A 20,194-nucleotide genomic window follows, 5' to 3' on the forward strand; every position below is an offset into this window, starting at 1 on the left:
CCGCGTAAGGCGGCAAAGGTCATGGTCCTCCTCACGAGCAGGGCAAAGCACCCTGTCGCTCCACGAGGTTCCGCCATGACGACACAATCTGAAAATCGCAAATCCATCCTGAAGCGCGGCGCCCTTCTCGCCGGCACCGCCATTCTGGGCATCGGCCTCGCCGCCGGCATCGCCGACAGCGCCCTGATGCAGAACCACAGCGCCTTCGCCCAGCCCATCCAGCTCTCGGGCGCCCAGACCTCGCTGCCTTCCTTCGCCGACCTCGTCGACAAGGTGAAGCCCGCCGTCGTCTCGGTCCGCGTCAAGACGCAGGTCGCCGCCGACAAGGACGGCCAGAGCCTGGACGATCTGCCGCCGGAACTGCGCCGCTTCTTCCGTGATTTCGGCGGCGAGGACGGTGGCCGCCAGAGCAAGCCGAAGCCGCAGATCGGCATGGCCCAGGGCTCGGGCTTCTTCGTCAGCCAGGACGGCTATGTCGTGACCAATAACCACGTCGTCGAGCATGCGGTCGAGGTCCAGCTCGTGACCGACGCCGGCAAGACGCTCGACGCCAAGGTCGTCGGCACCGACCCGCGTACCGATCTCGCCCTGCTCAAGGTCAAGGACGCCGGCAATTACCCCTACGTCCAGCTCGCAGATGCCAAGGCGCGCATCGGTGACTGGGTGCTCGCGATCGGCAATCCCTTCGGTCTGGGTGGCACGGTTACGGCCGGCATCGTCTCGGCGCAGGGACGCGATATCGGCTCCGGCCCCTATGACGACTTCATCCAGATCGATGCGCCGATCAACCGCGGCAATTCGGGTGGCCCGACCTTCAACCAGAATGGCGAAGTCGTCGGCGTCAACACTGCGATCTACTCGCCGTCGGGCGGCAATGTCGGCATCGCCTTCGCGATCCCCGCTTCCACCGTCAAGCAAGTGGTCGAGTCGCTGAAGAAGGATGGCACGGTGGCGCGCGGCTTCATCGGCGTGCAGATCCAGCCGGTCACCGGTGAGATGGCCGATGCCATCGGCCTGAAGGAAGCCAAGGGCGCGCTGGTCGCCGAGGCGCAGGGCAATGGCCCGGCCGCCAAGGCCGGCATCCGCCGCGGCGACACCATCACCGCCGTCAACGGCGAGGCGATCAAGGACGCCCGCGAGCTCTCGCGCAAGATCGCGACCTTCGCGCCGGGTACCAAGACCACGATCACCGTCTTCCGCGAAGGCAAGTCGCGTGACGTGACCTTCGAGGTCGGCCGCCAGCCGGCCGCTTGATCGGGATTGCATCGGGCTTCCCCGGAAAGCGGGTTTCGCTTTCCGGTCCGATGCTGAAGCAGGGTCCCTCGGTTTCCTGTCGCCCCAGCCCAGGGATCTTGCCGTCGCGGCGGCAGGCCGGATGTGTATCCTCCGGCCTGCCGTTTTTGCGTTTATTGAGATAGGGTTCGCCAATGCGACTCCTCATTGTTGAAGATGATGCCGAGGCTGCGGCCTATCTGACCAAGGCGCTCCGCGAGGTCGGCCATGTCGCCGACCACGCCGCGGACGGGCTGGAAGGCTATGCCATGGCCGAGGGCGGCGGTTATGACGTGCTGGTCGTCGACCGCATGCTGCCCCGCCTGGACGGGCTGTCGCTGATACGCTCGCTGCGCGAGCAGAAGGACGAGACACCGGCCTTGATCCTGTCCGCGCTCGCCCAGGTCGATGACCGGGTGAAAGGCCTGCGCGCCGGCGGCGACGATTACCTGCCCAAGCCCTATGCCTTCTCCGAGCTGCTCGCCCGCGTCGAGGTGCTGGCGCGCCGCCGTGGCGCTCCGGCTTCGGAGCCCACCACCTATCGCGTCGGCGAGCTGGTGCTCGATCGGCTGGCTCATCGCGTCACCCGCGAGGGGCAGGAGGTCGTGCTGCAGCCGCGGGAGTTCCGCCTGCTCGAATATCTGATGAAGCATGCCGGACAGGTCGTGACCCGCACCATGCTGCTGGAGAACGTCTGGGATTATCACTTCGACCCCCAGACCAATGTCATCGACGTGCATGTCAGCCGCCTGCGCGCCAAGGTCGACAAGGGCTTCGAGCCGCCGATGATCCACACCATCCGCGGCGCCGGATACATGGTCCGTGACAACGCGTGCTGACGTCTCCCCGCCGCCGCGCCAGCGCTTCCTGCCGACGCTATTCCGCACGACGGCCTTCAAGCTGACGGCGGCCTATCTCGTCATCTTCGCGCTCTTCGCCGCCTTCGTGCTCGGCTATGTCGCCTGGAACGCGCAGCGCCTGCTGACCGACCAGATCCGCTCGACCATCGACGCCGAAATTCAAGGGCTCGCCGAGCAGGCGCGCCAGGGCGGCATCCGCCGGTTGGTCAATATCGTCGAGCGTCGCTCGCGGGGGCCGGGCGCTTCGCTCTATCTCGTGACGACGCCGGTCGGCGAGCGCGTCGCCGGCAATGTCGAGGCGATTCCGCCGGGCACGCTCGACAAGCCCGGCGAGAGCGAGATCGAATATTCGCGCACGGCCGAAGGCATCGATACGCCGAGTCGCGCCATCGTCCGCGTTTTCGTGTTGCCGGCCGGTTTCCGTCTGCTGGTCGGGCGGGATCTCGAGGAGCGCGACCGGCTCGGTGCGGTGATCCGCCGGGCGATCGGCTGGTCGCTGGCCCTGATCTTCATCCTTGGCTGTTTCGCCAGCTGGTTCGTGGCGCGGCGCGTGCTGAAGCGCATCGACGGCATGAGCGATACCGCGCATGGCATCATGGAGGGCGACCTCAAGGGTCGGCTCGCCATCACCGGCACCGGCGACGAACTCGACCGGCTCGCGCTCAATCTCAACGCGATGCTCGACCGCATCGGAGAATTGATGGCCGGCATGCAGCAGGTCACCGACAACATCGCCCATGATCTCAAGACACCGCTGACCCGCCTGCGCAATCGCGCCGAGGAGGCTCTGCGCACCGCACAGTCGCCGGATGAGCTGAGGGGCGCGCTCGACGGCGCGATCGAGGAGGCGGACAACCTGATCCGCGTCTTCAATGCGCTCCTGATGATCGCGCGGCTGGAGGCCGGCCGCATCAGCGAGAACATGAGCGAACTCGACATCTCCGAGATCGTCTCCGGCCTTGCCGAGCTCTACGAGCCGCTGGCCGAGGAGGCCGGACTTTCGCTGACCTGCGAGGTCGCTCCTGGCCTGAAAATCCCAGGCAATCGCGAACTGATCGGGCAGGCGCTCAACAACCTGATCGACAATGCCCTGAAATACGGTGCCCCGGAGCGGGGTGGCGATGGCGCGGTGATCGTTGCCGCCCGGCAGGTCGGCGATCAGGTCGAGCTTTCCGTCGCCGATCACGGCCCCGGCATCCCGGAGACAGATCGCGGGCGCGTGCTCGACCGTTTCGTCAGGCTCGACACCAGCCGCAGCAAGCCGGGCTTCGGTCTCGGCCTGTCTTTGGTGGCTGGCGTGGTGCGTCTGCATGGCGGCCAGCTCAGGCTGGAGGACAATGCGCCGGGCCTGCGCGTCGTCATCCTCCTGCCGGCCAATAGCCCCAAGCCTGTGGACACGCCGGCCCTCGCCGAGCCTGCCGCCTCGACAGCGGCGCCAAACCCTGCTGGCCTGCCCAGCCACTGAGGCAGGACGAAGAACGATGGCGGAACGGCTCTGTGACAGGCTCTCGGCGGCGCCGGTTCTGCCGGCGAAGGCCAAGGCCGAGGCGCTGCTGAAGCGCGAGCTGATCGAGCGCCTCCATGACGAGGAAGCGGCTGCGGCGCTCAAGGCGCATCTGGCGGAGCATCCGCTGAGCGCTGCGCTCGTGGCCGGCATCCTCGCCCATTCCCCCTTCCTGACGCAGATCATGCGCTTCGATCCCGTCGGGTTGCTCGCCGCCCTGACAGAAGCGCCGGAGGCTCGTCGCGACGCCCTGCTCGCCGGCATCGCGGCTTTTGCCGGAACAGGTTGTGAAACTGCCGACCTGATGCGGGAGCTGCGCCGCTTCCGCCGCTCGATGGCGCTTCTGATCGCGCTTGCCGATATCGGCGGTGCCTGGGATGTCGAGACCGTGACCGGCGCGCTGACCGCGACCGCCGATATGGCAACGCGCCTCGCCACCAACCATGTCCTGCGTCAGGCCGCCGATCTCGGCCGGATCAATCTCCTCGATCCCGCCGATCCGGGCCTCGGTTCCGGCCTCGTCGTGCTGGCGCTCGGCAAGCATGGCGCGAGCGAGTTGAACTATTCTTCCGATATCGACATCGTCGTCTTCTTCGATCCCGAAGCGGCGGAGGCGGCTGGCGTCGGTGAGCCCACGAGCTTCTTCGTCAAGCTGACCCAACAGATCGCGCGGATCATCCAGGAGCGTACGCCGGATGGCTACGTCTTCCGCGTCGATCTGCGGCTGCGGCCGGACCCGGCCTCGACCCATGTCGCGGTCTCGCTGCCCTCGGCCTATTCTTATTACGAGACGGTCGGCCAGAACTGGGAACGCGCCGCCATGATCAAGGCGCGGCCGATCGCAGGCGATATCGAGGTCGGCCGGCGCTTCCTTGGGGATCTCGCGCCCTTCATCTGGCGCAAGTATTTCGACTTCGCCACCATCGCCGACATCCACGCGATGAAGCGCCAGATCCAGACCGTGAAGGGCCACGAGACCATTGCGGTGGCCGGTCATAACGTGAAGCTTGGCCGTGGCGGCATCCGCGAGATCGAGTTCTTCGTCCAGACACAGCAGCTGGTCTTCGGCGGTCGCCGTCCGGCCCTGCGCGGCCCGCGCACGCTGGACATGCTCGGCGAATTGACGACGGAAGGCTGGATCACGTCGCAGGCGCGCGACGAGCTCTCCGAATCCTATCGTTGGCTGCGCACCATCGAGCACCGCCTGCAGATGCAGGCCGACGAGCAGACGCAGACCCTGCCCAAAACGGCGGGCGATCTCGAAGCCTTCGCCCGCTTCTGCGGCTATCCCTCGACAGCCGCCTTCGGCAAGGCGCTGACGGCGCATGCGAAGCGTGTCGAAGGGCATTACGCCCTTCTGTTCGAGGAGGGGCCGAGCCTCGCCTCCGAGGCGGGCACGTTGAGCTTCACGGGCTCCGAGGCCGATCCCGAGACGATCGAGACGCTGGGCAAGCTCGGCTTCCGCGATGGGACGACCGCGGCGGAGACCGTGCGCGGCTGGCATTTCGGCCGCCGGCCCGCCGTCACCAGCGCCCGCGCCCGCGAGGTGCTGACGGAGCTGACTCCGGCCTTGCTCGTCGCGCTCGGCCGCACCGCCGATCCCGATGGCGCGCTTGCCCATCTCGACAATGCCTTCGTCCGCATGCCGGCGGCGGTCGAACTGCTGACGCTGCTGCGCTCGCATGACTCGCTGCTGACGCTCTTCGCCGAAATCCTCGGCAGCGCGCCGCGCCTTGCCAAGGTCGCGGCCCTGCATCCGCATGTGCTCGACGGCGTCATCGATCCCGCCTTCGGGCAGGCGGTGCTCGATGTCGCGGCGCTGGAGCGCCGCATCCGCAACTATGTCGGCTCGCCGCCGCCGAGCGTCGAGGACGGGCTCGACCGCCTGCGCGACGCGGCCCGGCAGGAGAATTTCCTGGTCGGGGCGCGGCTGCTCTCCGGCGTCTATCCGGCGCAAGGGGCGGGACAGGCCTATTGTGCGGTGGCCGAGGCTTGCCTGCGCGTCGCTTTCGCCGACACGCGCCGCTCCTTCACGGAAGACCATGGCGTGATCGAAGGGGCGCAGACTGTCGTGCTCGGCCTCGGCCGGCTCGGCGCGGGCGAGCTCACGCCCTCATCCGATCTCGACCTGATCCTGCTTTACGACCGGCCGGAGGACGCCGGCCCGAGTGACGGCGCCAAGAGCCTCGATCCCGTCACCTGGCATGTCCGCTTCACCCAGCGTCTCGTCGCGGCGCTGACCGTGCCGACACGACGCGGCACACTTTATCAGGTCGACATGCGCCTGCGCCCGACCGGCAACAAGAGCCCGGCCGCGACCCAGTTCGCCGGCTTCGAGGCCTATCATCAGGGCGAGGCCGAGATCTGGGAGGAGATGGCGCTGACCCGCGCGCGCGTCGTCGCCGGCGATGCCGAGTTGGCGAAGCGGGCGGAAGCCTCGATCCGCGCGATCCTCGCGCGCAAACGCGAGCCGGCCAAGGTCGCGGCGGCCGTCGCCGAGATGCGCGCGCTGATCGCCAAGGAGAAGGGCGAGAAGGACCCCTGGGACCTGAAGCTCGCGGCCGGCGGCATCACCGATCTCGATTTTCTCGCCCAGTTCCTGTTGCTGGCCTACGCCAGCGAGCATCCCGGCCTGATCGTCAACGACACGGCCTCCGTCTTCACGGCGGCAAAGGCTGCAGGATTGTTGTCGCAAGGGGATGCCTCGGCCTTGCTGGAGGCGCATCGCCTGATTGGCGACGTCCAGCTCTGGCAACGCTTCACCGTGGAAGAGGCTTTCGATCCCAAGGCCGTGCCGCCCCGGGTACTGCGCCGGATCGCGACCGCGGTCGGCCGGCCCGATGCGAAGGTTCTGAAGGCGGAGCTGGACGAGGTCCGCTCCGGCGTACGGGCGATCTTCACCCGCATCCTGGCGAAGGCGAAGGCTGGTTGAGCCTCACGCCGCCTGCGCGGTGACGCGGCTGGCGCCGCCGTCGAGCGGCAGGTGGACCATGACGATGGTGCCGGCGCCCATCGCCGAGCGGAGCCGAAGCGAGCCGCCATGCAGCTCGGTGAGCGAGCGGGCGATGGCGAGACCGAGCCCCGAGCCCTTGTAGCTGCGCACCAGATCGCCCTCGACCTGCTCGAACGGCCGGCCGACGCGGTCGAGCTTCTCCTTGGGGATGCCGATGCCGGTATCCTCGATGAAGATGTTGAGCGCGCCGGGAACATGGCGGGTGCGGACCGCGATCCGCCCGCCTTCCGGGGTGAACTTGGCGGCGTTGTCCAGGAGATTGCCGAGGATTTGGTAGAGCGCGTGCGGATCGGCCTCGATATGGGTGTCGAGCGGGCCTTCGATGGCGAGCACGAGCTGCTTGCGCTCCACTTCCGGCTGGACTTTTTGCAACGCCTGGTCGAGCACCGGACCGAGTGCGATTTCGGCCTTTTCCAGCCGCATCCGGCCGGATTCGATGCGGGACATGTCGAGGATGTCGTCGATGATCCCGAGCAGGTAGCCGCCGCTGGTGCGGATGTCGCGGACATAGTCGGTGTACTTCTCGCCGAGCGGGCCGAACAGGCCGTTCTCCATGATCTCGGAGAAGCCGATGATGGCGTTGAGCGGCGTGCGCAGCTCATGGCTCATATTGGCGAGGAACTCGGACTTGGCGCGGTTGGCGCTCTCGGCGACGGCCTTCTGGTCCAGGTAGCGCTCGGCCAGTTCGGCGAGCTGCTGGGCCTGGGCCTCGAGCTTCTGGCGCGAGGCCTTGAGATCGGTGACATGCATCAGGAGCTGGTGCTCGGACTGGGTCAGCCGCTCTTCCTGCTGCTTGAGCTTGGTGATGTCGGTGCCGACCGAGACCGAGCCGCCATCCTTGGTGCGGCGGCCGTTGATCTGCAGCCAGCGGCCATCGGAGAGGCGGGCCTCGTAGGAGGCGCCGGAGGTGCCGCGCTGGACCCGCATCGGCTCGCGGTCGATCTGCGGCTGGGCGGAGCGCTCCATGATCTCGTCATAGGAGGCGCCGGATTGCAGGGCCTCGGCGGGGAGCTGATGAAGCTGCTGGTACTTGGCGTTGCAGAGCACGAGGCGATTGTCGGCATCCCACAGCACGAAGGCTTCCGAGATCGCCTCGACGGCGTCGCGCAGGCGGGCATCGGCGGTGGCGGTGCGCTCGGCCATGCGGCGCTGCTCGGAGATGTCGACGACGATGCCGACGAGATGGCGCGAGCGGGTGCGGCGGTCGATCACCAGCTCGGCGCGGGCCTTGAGCCAGATCCACTCGCCGGTGGCGGAGCGGACGCGGAACTCGCGGTCGAGATGGTCGGCCTCGCCGCGGCTGACCGCGTCGGCGAGCGCATAGAGGTCGACATCCTCCCGGTTGATGAAGCTCGAAACCTCGCCGAACGACATGTACTCGCCGGCGCGATCGTAGCCGAGCAGCGCATACATCGAGTCCGACCAGTAGATCCGGCCGCGAGCGAGGTCCCAGTCCCATAGGCCGCAATGGCCGCGGTTGAGGGCCGTGTCGATGCGCTCGCGCACGCAGTCGCAATCCTGGTCGGCGGCGCTCGCCCGCTTCGACTGGAACATGAAGGCGAGCGTGGTGACGCAGAGCACGAGACCGGCGGCGCCGAACAGCAGGATCAGGCCGGAGCGGCGAAGCTGCCAGGTGGAGAGCGCCTGCGAGATCGGCTGCAGCACGGCGACCTGCCCGAGCGGGGCGGCAAGATTGCGCACGCTGGCGAAGACATCGGCGCCGTTCGGCAGGGTGATGCGCATCACGCCTGCGCGGTCGCCGAACACGGTGAGCGGCTGTGTCTGGCCCAGGAAGTCGACGAGCGTGCGCTGGGTCTGGCCGATCACCGGCTCGCTGGCGATGACGCGGCCATCGGCGCCGCTGACATGGACGAAGCGACCATGCGCGGCAAGGTGGCGGGTGGTCAGGGCGGCGAGGACGGCCGCCGGTTCGCGGCCTGCCAACGTCGCGGCATCGAGCTCGCGGGCGACCAGCGCCGAGACGAGGTCCATGTCGCCGGCCGCGTCAGCGAGGGCATCCTCGCGCATAGCCGAGGACTGCATCAGCGCGCCGGCGCCGAGCAGGATCAGGAAGAGCCCGACAAACGCGGGGATAACGGTGCGAAAGGCGGGTTCGAAGCTTTCGAACCGATGATACAACGGGTGCGTCAGCGACCGCGCTACACCCAGAATCGTATCGGCGCGCACAGGTGCGCAGCCCGCGTTGGCACGCGACATGCCCGGTCCCCCTTCGGAACATTACCGTCAGTAAGATCGGGAGACGTGCCGCATCCCCGCGAATCACTGTCAGTTGAATCCGAGCGCCTCCGTTTGTCTAGCCCTGAGTTGAGTCAGGAGTGTCGAATTCTCCTTTAGGTTGTAGTGCTTATCGCGATGAATCCTGCGCGGGTAATGAAACGTTAATCTTTTGGACAGGTCGGCGTTAACCATTCCGGAGAGCGCTCAGGCGAGCGCTCTTTCGGCGATGTCGGCGACGTCCCGCGACAGGTTCGGCAGGCGCGCGACAGTGCTCAAAGCCTCCTGCGCGAGGCGCTTGCGGCCGGGTTCCAGCATGCGCCAGCTCTTGAATGAGCCGAGCAGGCGCGAGGCGACCTGCGGGTTGGTCTTGTCGAGCGCGACGACGATATCGGCGACGAATTCGTAGCCCGCGCCATCGGCCCGGTTGAACTGGGTGAGGTTCGCCGCGAAGCCACCGATCAGCGCCCGCACCCGGTTGGGATTGCCGAGCGAGAAGGCCGGGTGCTGCATCAGCTTCTTGACCCGCTCCAGCGTGCCGGGCTCGGCGATCAGCGCCTGGGCCATCAGCCACTTGTCGAGCACCAGAGGCTCGCTTGCATAGGTCTGGGCAAAGCGCGCGATCAGCGCCTCGCGGCGTTCGCCGGGGATGAGTGTCATGGCTGCCAGCGCCGCAAGCCTGTCGGTCAGGTTGTCGCCGGCCGCGAACTGCTCTTCGCAAAGATCGGCAGCGTCTCCCGGAGCGGCAAGCGCCGCAAGCCCCAGCAGTTCGTTGCGTAGCGCCCGCCGCCCGGCCGAGGCCGCATCGGGACGATAGGCGCCGCTTGCCGCGAGAGCCCCGCGCAGGCCCGGCAGATCGCCGAGCAATGCCTTGCCGATCGCGCTCGACAGTTTGCGATGAGCGGCGAAGATCGCATCGGGATCGACATCCCCGCCGATCTCGCGGGCGATGTCGGCAGGCGCCGGCAGCCGCAGGACCTGTGCGGCGAAGGCCGGGTCGGACAGGGCATCGGCCGTGAGGAAGCCTCGCAGCGCGTCGCCGAGCTTGCTGGCCGTCGCTGTCAGCGCATTGGCATCGGCGCCGGGCTTGCCGGCGGCCACGAGCACGCGCGTCGCGACGCTCTGGAGAGATTGCCAGCGATTGAAGGAATCGCTGTCGGCCGAGAACAGCCGCAGCAGGTCGCTGTCGGACAGGTCGAGATCAAGCCGCGCCGGGGCCGAGAAGCCGCGCATCAGCGAGGGGATCGGCGCTTCCGCGACATCCTCGAAGGTCACCGACAGCGACGGCTGGTCGAGCACGACGAGCCCATCGCCTGCATAGGCGTTCGAGGCCGTCTTCAGCGGCAGGTCGCCCTTCGCGCCGACGAGGCCGAGCTTGATGGGCAGCACGACAGGGTGCTTCTCCGTCTGACCGGGCGTCGGTGGCGTGCTCTGCGCCAGGTCGAGCGTGTAGCGCTTCGCCGCGGCATCATAGCGCCCGGAGGCAACGATGGTCGGTGTGCCCGCCTGTTCGTACCACCTGGCGAAATGGTCGAGGTTCTGGCCGGAGGTTTCGGCGAAGCAGGCGAGGAACTCCTCGATCGTTGCCGCCGTGCCGTCGCAGCGTTCGAAATAGAGGTCCATGCCGCGCTTGAAGGCGTCGTCGCCGATCAGGACCTTGAGCATGCGGATGACTTCCGCGCCCTTCTCGTAGACGGTCGGCGTGTAGAAGTTGTTGATTTCCTTATAGGCGCGCGGCCGGACGGGATGGGCGAGGGGACCGGCATCCTCCGAGAACTGGGTCGAGCGCAGCGTGCGGACATCGGCGATGCGCTTCACCGGGCGCGAGCGCTCGTCCGAGGAGAATTCCTGGTCGCGGAAGACGGTGAGGCCTTCCTTCAGGCAGAGCTGGAACCAGTCGCGGCAGGTGATGCGGTTGCCGGTCCAGTTGTGGAAATACTCATGCGCGATGATCGCCTCGATCGAGGCGTAGTCGCCGTCGGTCGCGGTTTGCGGATCGGCCAGAACGTATTTGTCGTTGAAGATGTTGAGACCCTTGTTCTCCATCGCCCCCATGTTGAAGTCGGACACGGCGACGACATTGAACACGTCGAGATCGTAGTTGCGGCCGAAGACCTGCTCGTCCCAGCGCATGCAACGCACCAGCGAATCCAGCGCCCAGCCGGCGCGGTCGGCCTTGCCGGGCTCGACATAGACGGCGAGCTCAACCTTGTGGCCATCAGCGGTGAGATAGTCCTGCCGGACATGGTCGAGCGCGCCGCCGACCAGCGCGAAGAGATAGGCCGGCTTGGGATGCGGATCGTGCCAGACGGCGAAATGCCGATCGCCGCCGGGCAGTTCGGCGGCCGCGACGAGGTTGCCGTTGGAGAGCAGCACCGGCGCGTCCGCCTTCGCGGCCTCGAGCCTGACGGTATAGACGCTCATCACGTCCGGCCGGTCGAGGAAATAGGTGATGCGGCGGAAGCCGTCCGCCTCGCATTGCGTGCAATAGACCTTCGACGAACGGTAGAGCCCCATCAGCTTGGTGTTGGCGGAGGGGTCGAGTTCGGTCTCGATCGTCAGGGTGAAATCGTGCGGCGGCGGATTCGGGAACGTCAGCGCCTGTGGCGTTACGGTATAGGCGCCGGCGTCGAGCGGCTTGCCGTCGATGGCGAGCGATTTCAGCACCAGTTCGTCGCCGTCGAGCTTCAGCGGCGCGCCGGGCTGCCCCTCCGGATTGGGGCGTAGCGCCAGCAGGGCGCGGACCCGCGTCTTCTGCGGATGCAGGCTGACATCGAGATCGACCGTGTCGATCAGCCAGTCGCTGGGGCGGTAATCCTCGAGGCGGATCAGCGGGGCGTCTTCGGTACGCATGGAATCCCTGATGGCAAAGGTCAGGGAGCGTATGTAGCCCTTGCCGGGCGCCGTCGGAAGCCTCGCCGGCTTGGGCCTCAGTTGCCGGCCGGAACCGCGGGCTCCGCATGGCTCACGAGCCGGCAGACCTGCGGGCGGGCAAGGCGCACTGCGCGCTCGATCGCGTCGACCGCATCATGCACGGCGGCGACGTTGAGCGCCGGGTCAACGCGGCAATGGTAGTTGACCACGAGCCCCTTGGCGGTCTGTCGCACGCGCACGCTGTGGATGTCGTGGATCGGCCCCGCGACCTTCGCAGCCTCGCCCGCGAGCGCCTTGCCGATATCCTCGACGGTTTCCCAGGCGGCGTTGTGTCCATGGGGCTGGCCGGTCTCCATCGGCTCGATATGGGTCTCGACCTCGGTCTCGCCGCCGAATTCGGCCCGGATCGCGCTTTCCAGTCGGGTCGCGATCTCATGGGCGTCGCCGAGCGGCAGGCTCTGGTCGACCTCCATGTCCAGGCTGACCGAGAGCTTGTCGCCGATCGAGTGGACGGTGACGTGATGCACCGGGATCTTCAGTTTCAGCGCGATCAGCAGCACGCGCTCCAGTGCCGTTTCGTCGTCGACCTGCACGGGATCGGCGGTGATCGTGATCTCGGCCCCGGGCTCGGCCTTCAGCAGGGCGTCGGCAAGCTGGGCCTTGATCGCGACCACTCGGTCGAGCGGCAGCGTCCGTGAGACGCTGATGCCGATCTCGCCATGGACGCGCCCTCCCGCCGGGCGCACGCGCAGCCAGTTGATGCCGACGACGCCGGACACGCCGCGCGCAACCTCGCGCAGGGTCTCGCTGACACCTTCGGGCGCTGCATCCATCAGCGTATCCAGCACGCGCCGGGCGAGGCGATAGGCCGAGAAGGCGGTATAGGCCGCAATGGCGAAGGCCGCGGCGGTATCGGCGCGCTCGAAGCCGTACCAGATGCCGACGAGGCCGACGAGCACCAGTGTCGAGCCGATGAAATCGGCCGAGAAATGCGTGGCCTCGCCGGCAAGCGCCTCGCTGCCGGTCTCCTTGGCGACCTTGGTCAGCGAGCGCCAGCGGATGGCGTCGACGATCATCGAGAGCACGAGCACGCCGATGACGAGCGGCGTCACCTCGACATGCGCGATGACATTGGTCCAGAGCCGGTTGCCGGCCTCCCACAGGATCGCGCCGGCGAGCGTGAACAGGATGGCGGTTTCGACCAGCGCGGCGAGCGCCTCGACCTTGCCGTGACCGTAATGGTGTTCCTCGTCCGCCGGCTTGTCGGAAACCCGCACGGCGAACCATGTGAACAGCGTCGAGCCGACATCGACCAGCCCTTGCAGGGCGTCGGTGAGCAGGGCGAGCGAGCCGGAAATGATCGCACCGACGATCTTCGCCGCCGTCAGCAGGATCGTCGCCATCACCGAAAGGATCGCGGCGCGCTGCTTGATCTGCGCGATCTGGGCGGGCGTGGCGCGCACGGCCGATGCCGTCGCCGGCCCGTCTTGCGTTGTCGTCATGGCGCGTCCTGTTCAGATGGCTTGGCGAGTTGGTCTGGAGTGCCGATGCTCTTGCCTGATTTGGGAAACGGATCAACCCTGCCGCCCCTCAACGAGGAAAGACGATGCGATATCTCCACACCATGGTGCGCGTGACCGATTTGGATCAGGCGCTGGATTTCTACGTCAACAAGTTCGGGCTGGTCGAAACCCGCCGCATCGAGAACGAGAAGGGCCGCTTCACGCTGGTCTTCCTCGCGGCTTCCGACGATCTGGCCGAGGCGAAGGCCGGCGCTTCGCGCGGCCGGCCGACGCTGGAGCTGACCTATAACTGGGACCCGGAGAACTACACCGGCGGCCGCAATTTCGGCCATCTCGCCTATGAGGTCGACGATATCTACGCGACCTGCGACAAGCTGATGAAGGCTGGCGTCACCATCAACCGCCCGCCGCGCGACGGCAACATGGCCTTCATCCGCTCGCCCGACAACATCTCGATCGAATTGCTCCAGAAGGGCGATCCGAAGCCGCCGGCCGAGCCGTGGGCGAGCATGCAGAACACCGGGAGCTGGTGAGGTCTTGGTCGGCGTCTTCTGCCTGGGCATCGCGACGCTGGACTATGTCTACAGCGTCGAGACCATGCCGACGCGCGGCGAGAAATACCGCTCGCGCGGTCTTGCCGTCGTCGGCGGCGGCTGCGCCGGCAATGCCTCGGTCGCGATCGCGCGTCTCGGCGGTGCCTGCTGGCTGGTGACGCGCCTTGCCGATGATCTGACCGGCGACCAGATCGTCGCCGATCTCGAATCGGAAGGCGTCGACACGGCCTTCGCCCGCCGCGTCGCGGGGCTGACTTCTCCGGTCTCGGCCATCCTCGTCGATGCCGAGGGCGAGCGCATGGTGATCTCGCATTCCGACCCGGCGATGCCTGAGGATGTCGACTGGCTACCTGCAAGCTTGCCGAAAGGCGCAGGCGCCGTGCTTGCCGATACGCGCTGGGGGGAGGGGGCGCTCGCCGCCCTGAAGCTCGCCCGCGCTGCCGACGTGCCGGGTGTGCTCGACGGAGACCGCCGGCCGCCGCATCCCGATCTGGTGGGCACGGCGAGCCATGTCGCCTTCAGCCAGCAGGCCTTGCGCGAGATCTCTGGCGAAGAGGACCCGCGCGCCGGCCTTGCCAAGGTCGCGGCCGGTGTCCCGAGTTGGCTTGCGGTCACGCTCGGCAAGGAGGGCGTCCTGTTCATGGACGGCGGCGAGGTCCGGCACAGCCCGGCTTTCGCCGTCGAGACGGTGGATACGCTCGGCGCCGGCGATGTCTGGCACGGCGCCTTCGCGCTGGCGTTGGCCGAAGGGCAGGCCGAGCCGGCAGCGATCCGCTTCGCCTCCGCGGCGGCTGCGATCAAATGCACACGCTTCGGCGGCCGCAGCGGTGCGCCGAAACGTGACGAGGTCGAGCGTTTCCTGGCGCAGGCCGGCTCCTAGCCCGTTCAAAAGCTCTGCTCTCTCCAACGTCGCGCAGTCGTCATGCGCGTCGGGCATCTGACCCGGCGCGCGCTGCCGCGCATCGGTCGAGCTCAGGAGAGAGCATCATGCTGGCGATCCAGGGTCTGAAGTGCATCTATGATACCACGGGGAAGGGTTGGTCGATCGAACTCGTCCTGCGGGCCGATGGTGAGGAGGCCGTGCGCCGCTTCGATGTCGAGGGGGCCGAGGATGCCGAATTGCTGATCGAGGCCTTCGAGGATTCCTCGGCCAGCGCCTTCGATCCGGAAACCGGCGAGATCGTCTTCGGTTACGAATATCTCGACCTCGACGAAGTCGATGAAGAGGACGAGGACGGCGAGGAAGCCGACGAGGATGAGGAAGACGAGGCGGAGTCCGATGAGGATAACAAGCCCAAGGCTTGACGCGTAGGCTTCCTGCCGGGCGGTTTCGCTCCGGCTATGACGATGAGCCCGGAGAGGTGGCTGCCTCGCCGGGCGAGCACGTTGCGGCGGTTGCCATAATTCGGACTTTTGGGTGCTGGTATCCGCGCAAAGATCAGATGCAATCTGCACGATGTGCTGGACGCGAAGACGGACAGGGAATGACACAGGAACAGGATGAAGATCAGGTCGCGGAGGCGCCATCGGCCGCTCTCGCGACCTTGGCCGAGAAGGCGAGCGTCAACGGCGCGGCCAGCAAGAAGCGCGGCGTCTGTGCGGTAAGCGGCCAGGAGATGGCGCGAAAAAACCTCATCGAGATCGGCACCTTGCGCCCGGCTCTCGTCGACCATATCCGCGCCGACTTTCCCGATCTGCCGGACCACGCGCTGATCAGCCTGAAGGAGCTCGCGCGCTACCGCACACGTTATGTCGAGGAGATCCTGCGCGAGGAGCACGGCGAATATTCCGACCTCGACCGCGAGGTCGCCGAGAGCATCGCCCGGCAGGAAACCATCGCCGAGAACACCGAGGACGATTTCGAGGAGCACCGCACGCTCGGCGAGAAGCTCTCCGATCATCTCGCGAGCTTCGGCGGCTCCTGGGCCTTCCTGATCAGCTTTGGTTTCGTGCTGGTTATCTGGATGGCGATCAATGCCCTGATGGGCGAGGCCAAGGCCTTCGATCCCTATCCCTTCATCCTGCTGAACCTCGTGCTGTCCTGCCTCGCGGCGGTGCAGGCGCCGATCATCATGATGAGCCAGAAGCGGCAGGAATCGAAGGACCGCCTGCGCTCGCTCAACGACTACCAGGTCAATCTCAAGGCGGAGCTCGAAATCCGGCACCTGCACGAGAAGATGGACCATCTCGTCACGCGGCAATGGCAGCGCCTCGCCGAAATCCAGCAGGTTCAGCTCGAAATGCTGCAGGAGGCGCAACTGCCGAAGGTGCGGGCGAAGCGGCGCAAGAAGCCCGCGGTGAAGAAGAAGCGCACGAAGCCGGTCGAGGCGCTCGCCGCTCCCGCGCCCGACAAGCCGGAGGGCGAGGCTTAGCCGCCCTCCGCTTGACTCGCCTCCCGCGCGCCGGTCTTTTCGTCGGCAAACGAATCTGCCCGGGAGGATGAGGATGATTGCTCCGCGTTTTGTGCCGATTGGCGCGCTTTTCGCAGGTCTGGCGCTCACGGCGGCCGCGCAGCCGGCCTTCGCTCAGGGCCAGGTGACCGTCTATTGCTCGATCCTCGAGGAGCAGTGCCGCGAGGGTGCGGCGATGTTCGAGAAGGCGACCGGCATCAAGGTCGCGATGATCAGAAAGAGCACCGGCGAGGTCTATGCGCAGGTGAAGGCCGAGGCCAGCAATCCGCGTGGCGACGTCTGGTGGGGCGGGCCGGGCGAGCCGCATCTCCAGGCGGCCGACGAAGGCCTGCTCGACGAGTACAAGTCGCCGAAGCTGCCGGAACTGCATGACTGGGCGCAGCGCCATGCCGAGCAGTCGAAGTTCCGCACCAACGGCATCTATCTCGGCGCGCTCGGCGTCGGCTACAACACCGAAGTCCTGAAGAAGAAGGGCATCGCACCGCCGAAATGCTGGGCAGACCTGCTCGATTCCAAGCTGCGCGACGAAGTCCAGATCGCCGATCCCAGCTCCTCCGGGACGGCCTATGTCTTCCTCGCGACGACGGTGCAGCGCCTCGGCGAGGAGAAGGGCTTCGAGTTCCTCAAGAGCCTGCACAAGAACATCAGCCAGTACACCAAGTCCGGCATCGCCCCGGTCAAGGCCGCGGCACTCGGCGAGACGGCTGTCGGCATCGCCTTCATCCATGACATGCTGACGCAGAAGCTGCAGGGCGCGCCGATCGAAACGGTCGCTCCCTGCGAAGGCACCGGCTACGAGACCGGCTCGGTCTCGATCATCAAGGGCGGCAAGAACCCCGAAGCCGCCCGCAAATTCGTCGATTTCACACTCTCGCCCGATGCCCAGAACATCAACGCGAAGCTGAAGATCAATTCGATCCCGTCGAACAAGAACTCGCTGCTTTCGCCGGACGCGCCGAAATTCGCCGAGATGAAGCTGATCGACTACGACACCCCGCGCTGGGGCTCGCCGGCCGAGCGCTCGCGCCTGCTCAAGAAGTTCGACACCGAGGTCAAAGCACTGCCGCGCTGACCGTCTCTGCGACATTCGAGCTTGGTAGCACGGCCCCCGGTTTGTGCTACTAAGCTGCGATCCGGGCTCGGGCGCGTCGCGCTCGGCCTCAAGCCATGGGATCGCCACCGATGCTCCGCGCCACCTCCGTTCTCCGCAAGGCCGCCGTCAAGGCCGAGCGCGTCGTCGATACGCTGCCGCTGGGCCATCGCGATCGTGCGATCAATGGCGTGAGCGTCCGCGCGACGGGCGGGCTGGAATTCGCGATCTCGCTCGACAAGGCGACGATGCTGAACGACGGCGACGCACTGAAGCTGGAAGATGGCACGCTCGTCCAGATCAAGGCCGCGCCGGAAAGCCTGCTGGAAATCCGCGCCGAGAACCCGCTGCGACTGGTGCGCCTCGCCTGGCATCTCGGTGGCCATCACGTCCCCGCCGAGATGACGGCGGATGCCCTCTATGTCCCGAACGATGCCGCGCTTGGCGAATTGGTGCGGGGGCAGGGCTGCGCGATGACGGTGGTCGAGCGTCCGTTTCAGCCGGAGGCGGAGGTGCATCACCACGCCCACGGCGACGATTGCGGCTGCGGGCACGACCATCATCATCATGGCCACGACCATCACGATCATCATCATCATGGTCATGACCACGGTCATCACGACCACGGTCATGATCATGCGCACAAGCACGACCATGATCACAAGCACCAGCATATCCATGGCGAGGGCTGTGGCTGCGGCCATGACCACGACCATCACGGCCACGGCCACCACGATCATGGGCACGGTCATGGTGCCGCGCATGGCCACAAGGGCCACTCCCACGATCACTGAGCCAGCAAGCGTCGCGGAATTATTGCAAAGGCGGGCCTGAGGCCCGCCTTTCGCGTCTCAGGCCGCGTAGCCCTTGACCTGCGCCAGTGCGGTCATGACGCCGCGGAGTTCCGCGAGGCCGCGCAGGCGCCCGACGGCCGGGTAGCCCGGAAAGCTGCCCTTGCCGACATCGTCTAGCAACTCATGGCCGTGGTCCGGCCGCATCGGGATCTGCCAGGCGGCAAGGCCGGCAGCCTTGCGGCGCTGCTCCTCGGCCATCAATGCATCGACGAGCGCGACCATGTCGGTATCGCCGCCGAGATGTTCGGCCTCCATGAAGGAGCCGTCCGGGTCCTTGGCGACGTTGCGCAGATGCGCGAACCAGATCTTGTCGGCAAAGCGGCGCGCGATCTTGGGCACGTCGTTCTTCGGGTTGGCGCCGAGCGAGCCCGAGCACAGCGTCAGCCCGTTCGCCGGCGATTCGACCGAGCCGAGGATGTAGGCGATGTCGTCCTCGGTCGAGCAGATGCGCGGCAGGCCGAACAGCGAGCGCGGCGGGTCGTCCGGGTGGATGCACATGCGGATGCCGACTTCCTCGGCGGTCGGGATGATCGCCTCCAGAAAACGCTTCAGATTGGCGCGCAGCTTGTCATGGGTCATGCCGGCGTAGCGCTCGAGGATGCGGGCGAGGCCAGGCAGGTCGTAGCGGTCGAAAGCGCCGGGCAGGCCGGCCATCACGCTGGATAGCAAGCGGTCGCGATCGGCCTGCGAAGACTTCTCGAACCAGGCCCTGGCCTTGTCCATCACCTCGGCGGAATGGCCCTCGTCGGCGCCCTTGCGCTTCAGCATGAAATGATCGAGCGCGACATATTCATGCAGGTTGAAGCGCAAAGCCGTGCCGCCGCCCGGCAATTTGTGGGCAAGCTCGGTGCGGGTCCAGTCCAGCACCGGCATGAAATTATAGCAGATTACCTCAAGGCCGCAGGCGGCGAGGTTGCGCATCGACTGGCGATAGTTCTCGAAGATGGTTTCGAGATCGCCTTCGCCGATCTTGACGCTCTCATGGATCGGCAGGCTCTCGACCACCTTCCATTCCAGGCCAAGGCTCTTGTCGGCGCGGACGATCGCCTGGCGCTTCTCGATCTCCTCGACGCTCCAGACCACGCCATAGGGGATCTGGTGCAGCGAGTTGACGATGCCGGTCGCCCCGGCCTGCCGGGCCTGCGCCAGAGTCACGACATCGTCCGGCCCGAACCAGCGCCAGCATTGTTCCATGGTCTAATATCCTTGTGAGAGATGTCGCTGTGCCGGAGAGCGGTGTCAGGGGTCTTCGTGGGCGAGGCGGGAATCGTCGAAGGCGTCCGCATGGTCCTTCGCGATCGTGTCGATCGTCGCGAAGACGGTGCGCAGATGCGCGCGCATGGCGGCCTCCGCGCCTTTGGCGTCATGCTTCATCACGCAGGCGGCGATGATCCTGTGCTCGTTCAGGATCACCTCGGACCAGGATGGCGTCTCCAACGAGAGGCAGCGGACGCGGTCCATCTGGGCTTTCATGCCCTCGATCATGCTCCAAACGGCGCGGTGCCCCGCGATGCGCGAGATCTCGGCATGGAACACCTCGTCTAGGCGGAAGATCTCGGAGCGATCCCCGCGCCGGACAGCCTCTGCCTGCTGCTCGACCTGCGCGGCGAGCCGGCGGCAATCGGCTTCGCCGATGCGTTGCGCGGCCAGCACCACGGTGCGGCATTCCAGTGTCTCGCGCACGAACTGGCTGTCATGGACGGCGGCAAGGTCGATCGGCGCGACGAAGGTGCCGACCTGCGGGACGGCGACGAGGAAGCCCTCGTCGACCAGCCGCTTGAACGCCTCGCGGACCGGCGTGCGGCTGACGCCGAAGCGCAGCGCCATCCGCGCCTCCGACATCGATTCGCGCGGTTTCAGCGCGCCACTGATCACGTCGCTGCGCAGAACACTGTAGATCTGGTCGGTGCTATGTCGGGTTGCAGGGTGGGCCATTGCCAAGCTCTCGACGACTAGTATACTAGGATACTGATCAACCGGGGGCTGCGTCAACTTGGCAGGTTT

The 20,194-nt window shown here is 66.7% G+C and carries 14 protein-coding genes and 1 pseudogene; 10 read left to right on the forward strand and 5 right to left on the reverse strand.

Features of this window, described 5'->3' with window-relative positions; translation table 11 throughout:
- Positions 1-75: 75 nt before the first annotated feature.
- The 4 genes and pseudogenes from Q0Q36_RS01200 to Q0Q36_RS01215 form a co-directional block, all read left to right on the forward strand.
- A pseudogene (locus Q0Q36_RS01200) lies at positions 76-1,245 on the forward strand (trypsin-like peptidase domain-containing protein); the annotation flags it as partial.
- A gap of 182 nt (positions 1,246-1,427) precedes the next feature.
- Positions 1,428-2,111 carry a response regulator transcription factor gene (locus tag Q0Q36_RS01205; protein ID WP_293794974.1) on the forward strand — a complete coding sequence of 228 codons (684 nt, stop codon included), beginning with the start codon at positions 1,428-1,430 and terminating at the stop codon, positions 2,109-2,111.
- Entirely contained in the window at positions 2,095-3,597 is a 1,503-nt protein-coding gene (locus Q0Q36_RS01210; RefSeq protein WP_293794975.1) for a HAMP domain-containing sensor histidine kinase, read from the forward strand. The genes Q0Q36_RS01205 and Q0Q36_RS01210 overlap by 17 nt, the downstream gene beginning before the upstream one ends.
- 16 nt (positions 3,598-3,613) lie before the next feature.
- Positions 3,614-6,568: a bifunctional [glutamine synthetase] adenylyltransferase/[glutamine synthetase]-adenylyl-L-tyrosine phosphorylase gene (locus tag Q0Q36_RS01215; protein ID WP_293794977.1), complete on the forward strand. Its 2,955-nt coding sequence runs from the start codon at positions 3,614-3,616 to the stop codon at positions 6,566-6,568.
- Between the two features lie 3 nt (positions 6,569-6,571).
- On the opposite strand, the gene Q0Q36_RS01220 is transcribed toward Q0Q36_RS01215, so the two are convergent.
- The 3 genes from Q0Q36_RS01220 to Q0Q36_RS01230 all read right to left on the reverse strand — a co-directional run bounded on the left by Q0Q36_RS01220 (position 6,572) and on the right by Q0Q36_RS01230 (position 13,260).
- Complete coding sequence (locus tag Q0Q36_RS01220) at positions 6,572-8,866, reverse strand: PAS domain-containing sensor histidine kinase (RefSeq protein WP_293794979.1); 2,295 nt, start codon at positions 8,864-8,866, stop codon at positions 6,572-6,574.
- A 225-nt stretch (positions 8,867-9,091) separates the two neighbouring features.
- A complete protein-coding gene (gene pepN / locus Q0Q36_RS01225) occupies positions 9,092-11,737 on the reverse strand; it encodes an aminopeptidase N (RefSeq protein WP_293794980.1) in 2,646 nt (881 codons plus the stop codon).
- A 77-nt stretch (positions 11,738-11,814) separates the two neighbouring features.
- Positions 11,815-13,260 (reverse strand): cation diffusion facilitator family transporter, encoded by a 1,446-nt coding sequence (locus Q0Q36_RS01230; RefSeq protein WP_293794982.1) that lies wholly within the window; start codon positions 13,258-13,260, stop codon positions 11,815-11,817.
- Positions 13,261-13,364: 104 nt separating this feature from the next.
- Between Q0Q36_RS01230 and Q0Q36_RS01235 the strand changes: the two genes are divergently transcribed.
- The 6 genes from Q0Q36_RS01235 to Q0Q36_RS01260 all read left to right on the forward strand — a co-directional run bounded on the left by Q0Q36_RS01235 (position 13,365) and on the right by Q0Q36_RS01260 (position 18,130).
- Entirely contained in the window at positions 13,365-13,814 is a 450-nt protein-coding gene (locus Q0Q36_RS01235) for a VOC family protein (RefSeq protein WP_293794984.1), read from the forward strand.
- A gap of 4 nt (positions 13,815-13,818) precedes the next feature.
- On the forward strand, positions 13,819-14,715 hold the full coding sequence (locus Q0Q36_RS01240) for a PfkB family carbohydrate kinase (RefSeq protein ID WP_293794986.1): 897 nt from the start codon (positions 13,819-13,821) through the stop codon (positions 14,713-14,715).
- Positions 14,716-14,822: 107 nt separating this feature from the next.
- Positions 14,823-15,140, forward strand: coding sequence for a hypothetical protein (locus Q0Q36_RS01245; protein ID WP_293794987.1), 318 nt, complete (start codon positions 14,823-14,825; stop codon positions 15,138-15,140).
- Between the two features lie 179 nt (positions 15,141-15,319).
- The gene (locus tag Q0Q36_RS01250) at positions 15,320-16,207 is read left to right on the forward strand and encodes a DUF1003 domain-containing protein (RefSeq protein WP_293794988.1); all 888 of its coding nucleotides are present in this window, start codon (positions 15,320-15,322) and stop codon (positions 16,205-16,207) included.
- Between the two features lie 73 nt (positions 16,208-16,280).
- Entirely contained in the window at positions 16,281-17,318 is a 1,038-nt protein-coding gene (locus Q0Q36_RS01255) for an ABC transporter substrate-binding protein (protein WP_293794989.1), read from the forward strand.
- Positions 17,319-17,428: 110 nt separating this feature from the next.
- Positions 17,429-18,130, forward strand: a complete 702-nt coding sequence (locus tag Q0Q36_RS01260; RefSeq protein WP_293794990.1) for an urease accessory protein UreE — start codon at positions 17,429-17,431, stop codon at positions 18,128-18,130.
- 57 nt (positions 18,131-18,187) lie between these two features.
- Here Q0Q36_RS01260 and uxuA read toward each other — a convergent pair whose 3' ends face one another.
- On the reverse strand, positions 18,188-19,384 hold the full coding sequence (gene uxuA, locus Q0Q36_RS01265) for a mannonate dehydratase (RefSeq protein WP_293794992.1): 1,197 nt from the start codon (positions 19,382-19,384) through the stop codon (positions 18,188-18,190).
- A gap of 45 nt (positions 19,385-19,429) precedes the next feature.
- On the reverse strand, positions 19,430-20,125 hold the full coding sequence (locus Q0Q36_RS01270) for a GntR family transcriptional regulator (RefSeq protein WP_293794993.1): 696 nt from the start codon (positions 20,123-20,125) through the stop codon (positions 19,430-19,432).
- Between the last annotated feature and the right edge of the window lie 69 nt (positions 20,126-20,194).

It is taken from the genome of uncultured Allobosea sp., assembly GCF_945957345.1.
In the GTDB taxonomy this organism is placed as follows: Bacteria; Pseudomonadota; Alphaproteobacteria; order Rhizobiales; family Beijerinckiaceae; genus Allobosea.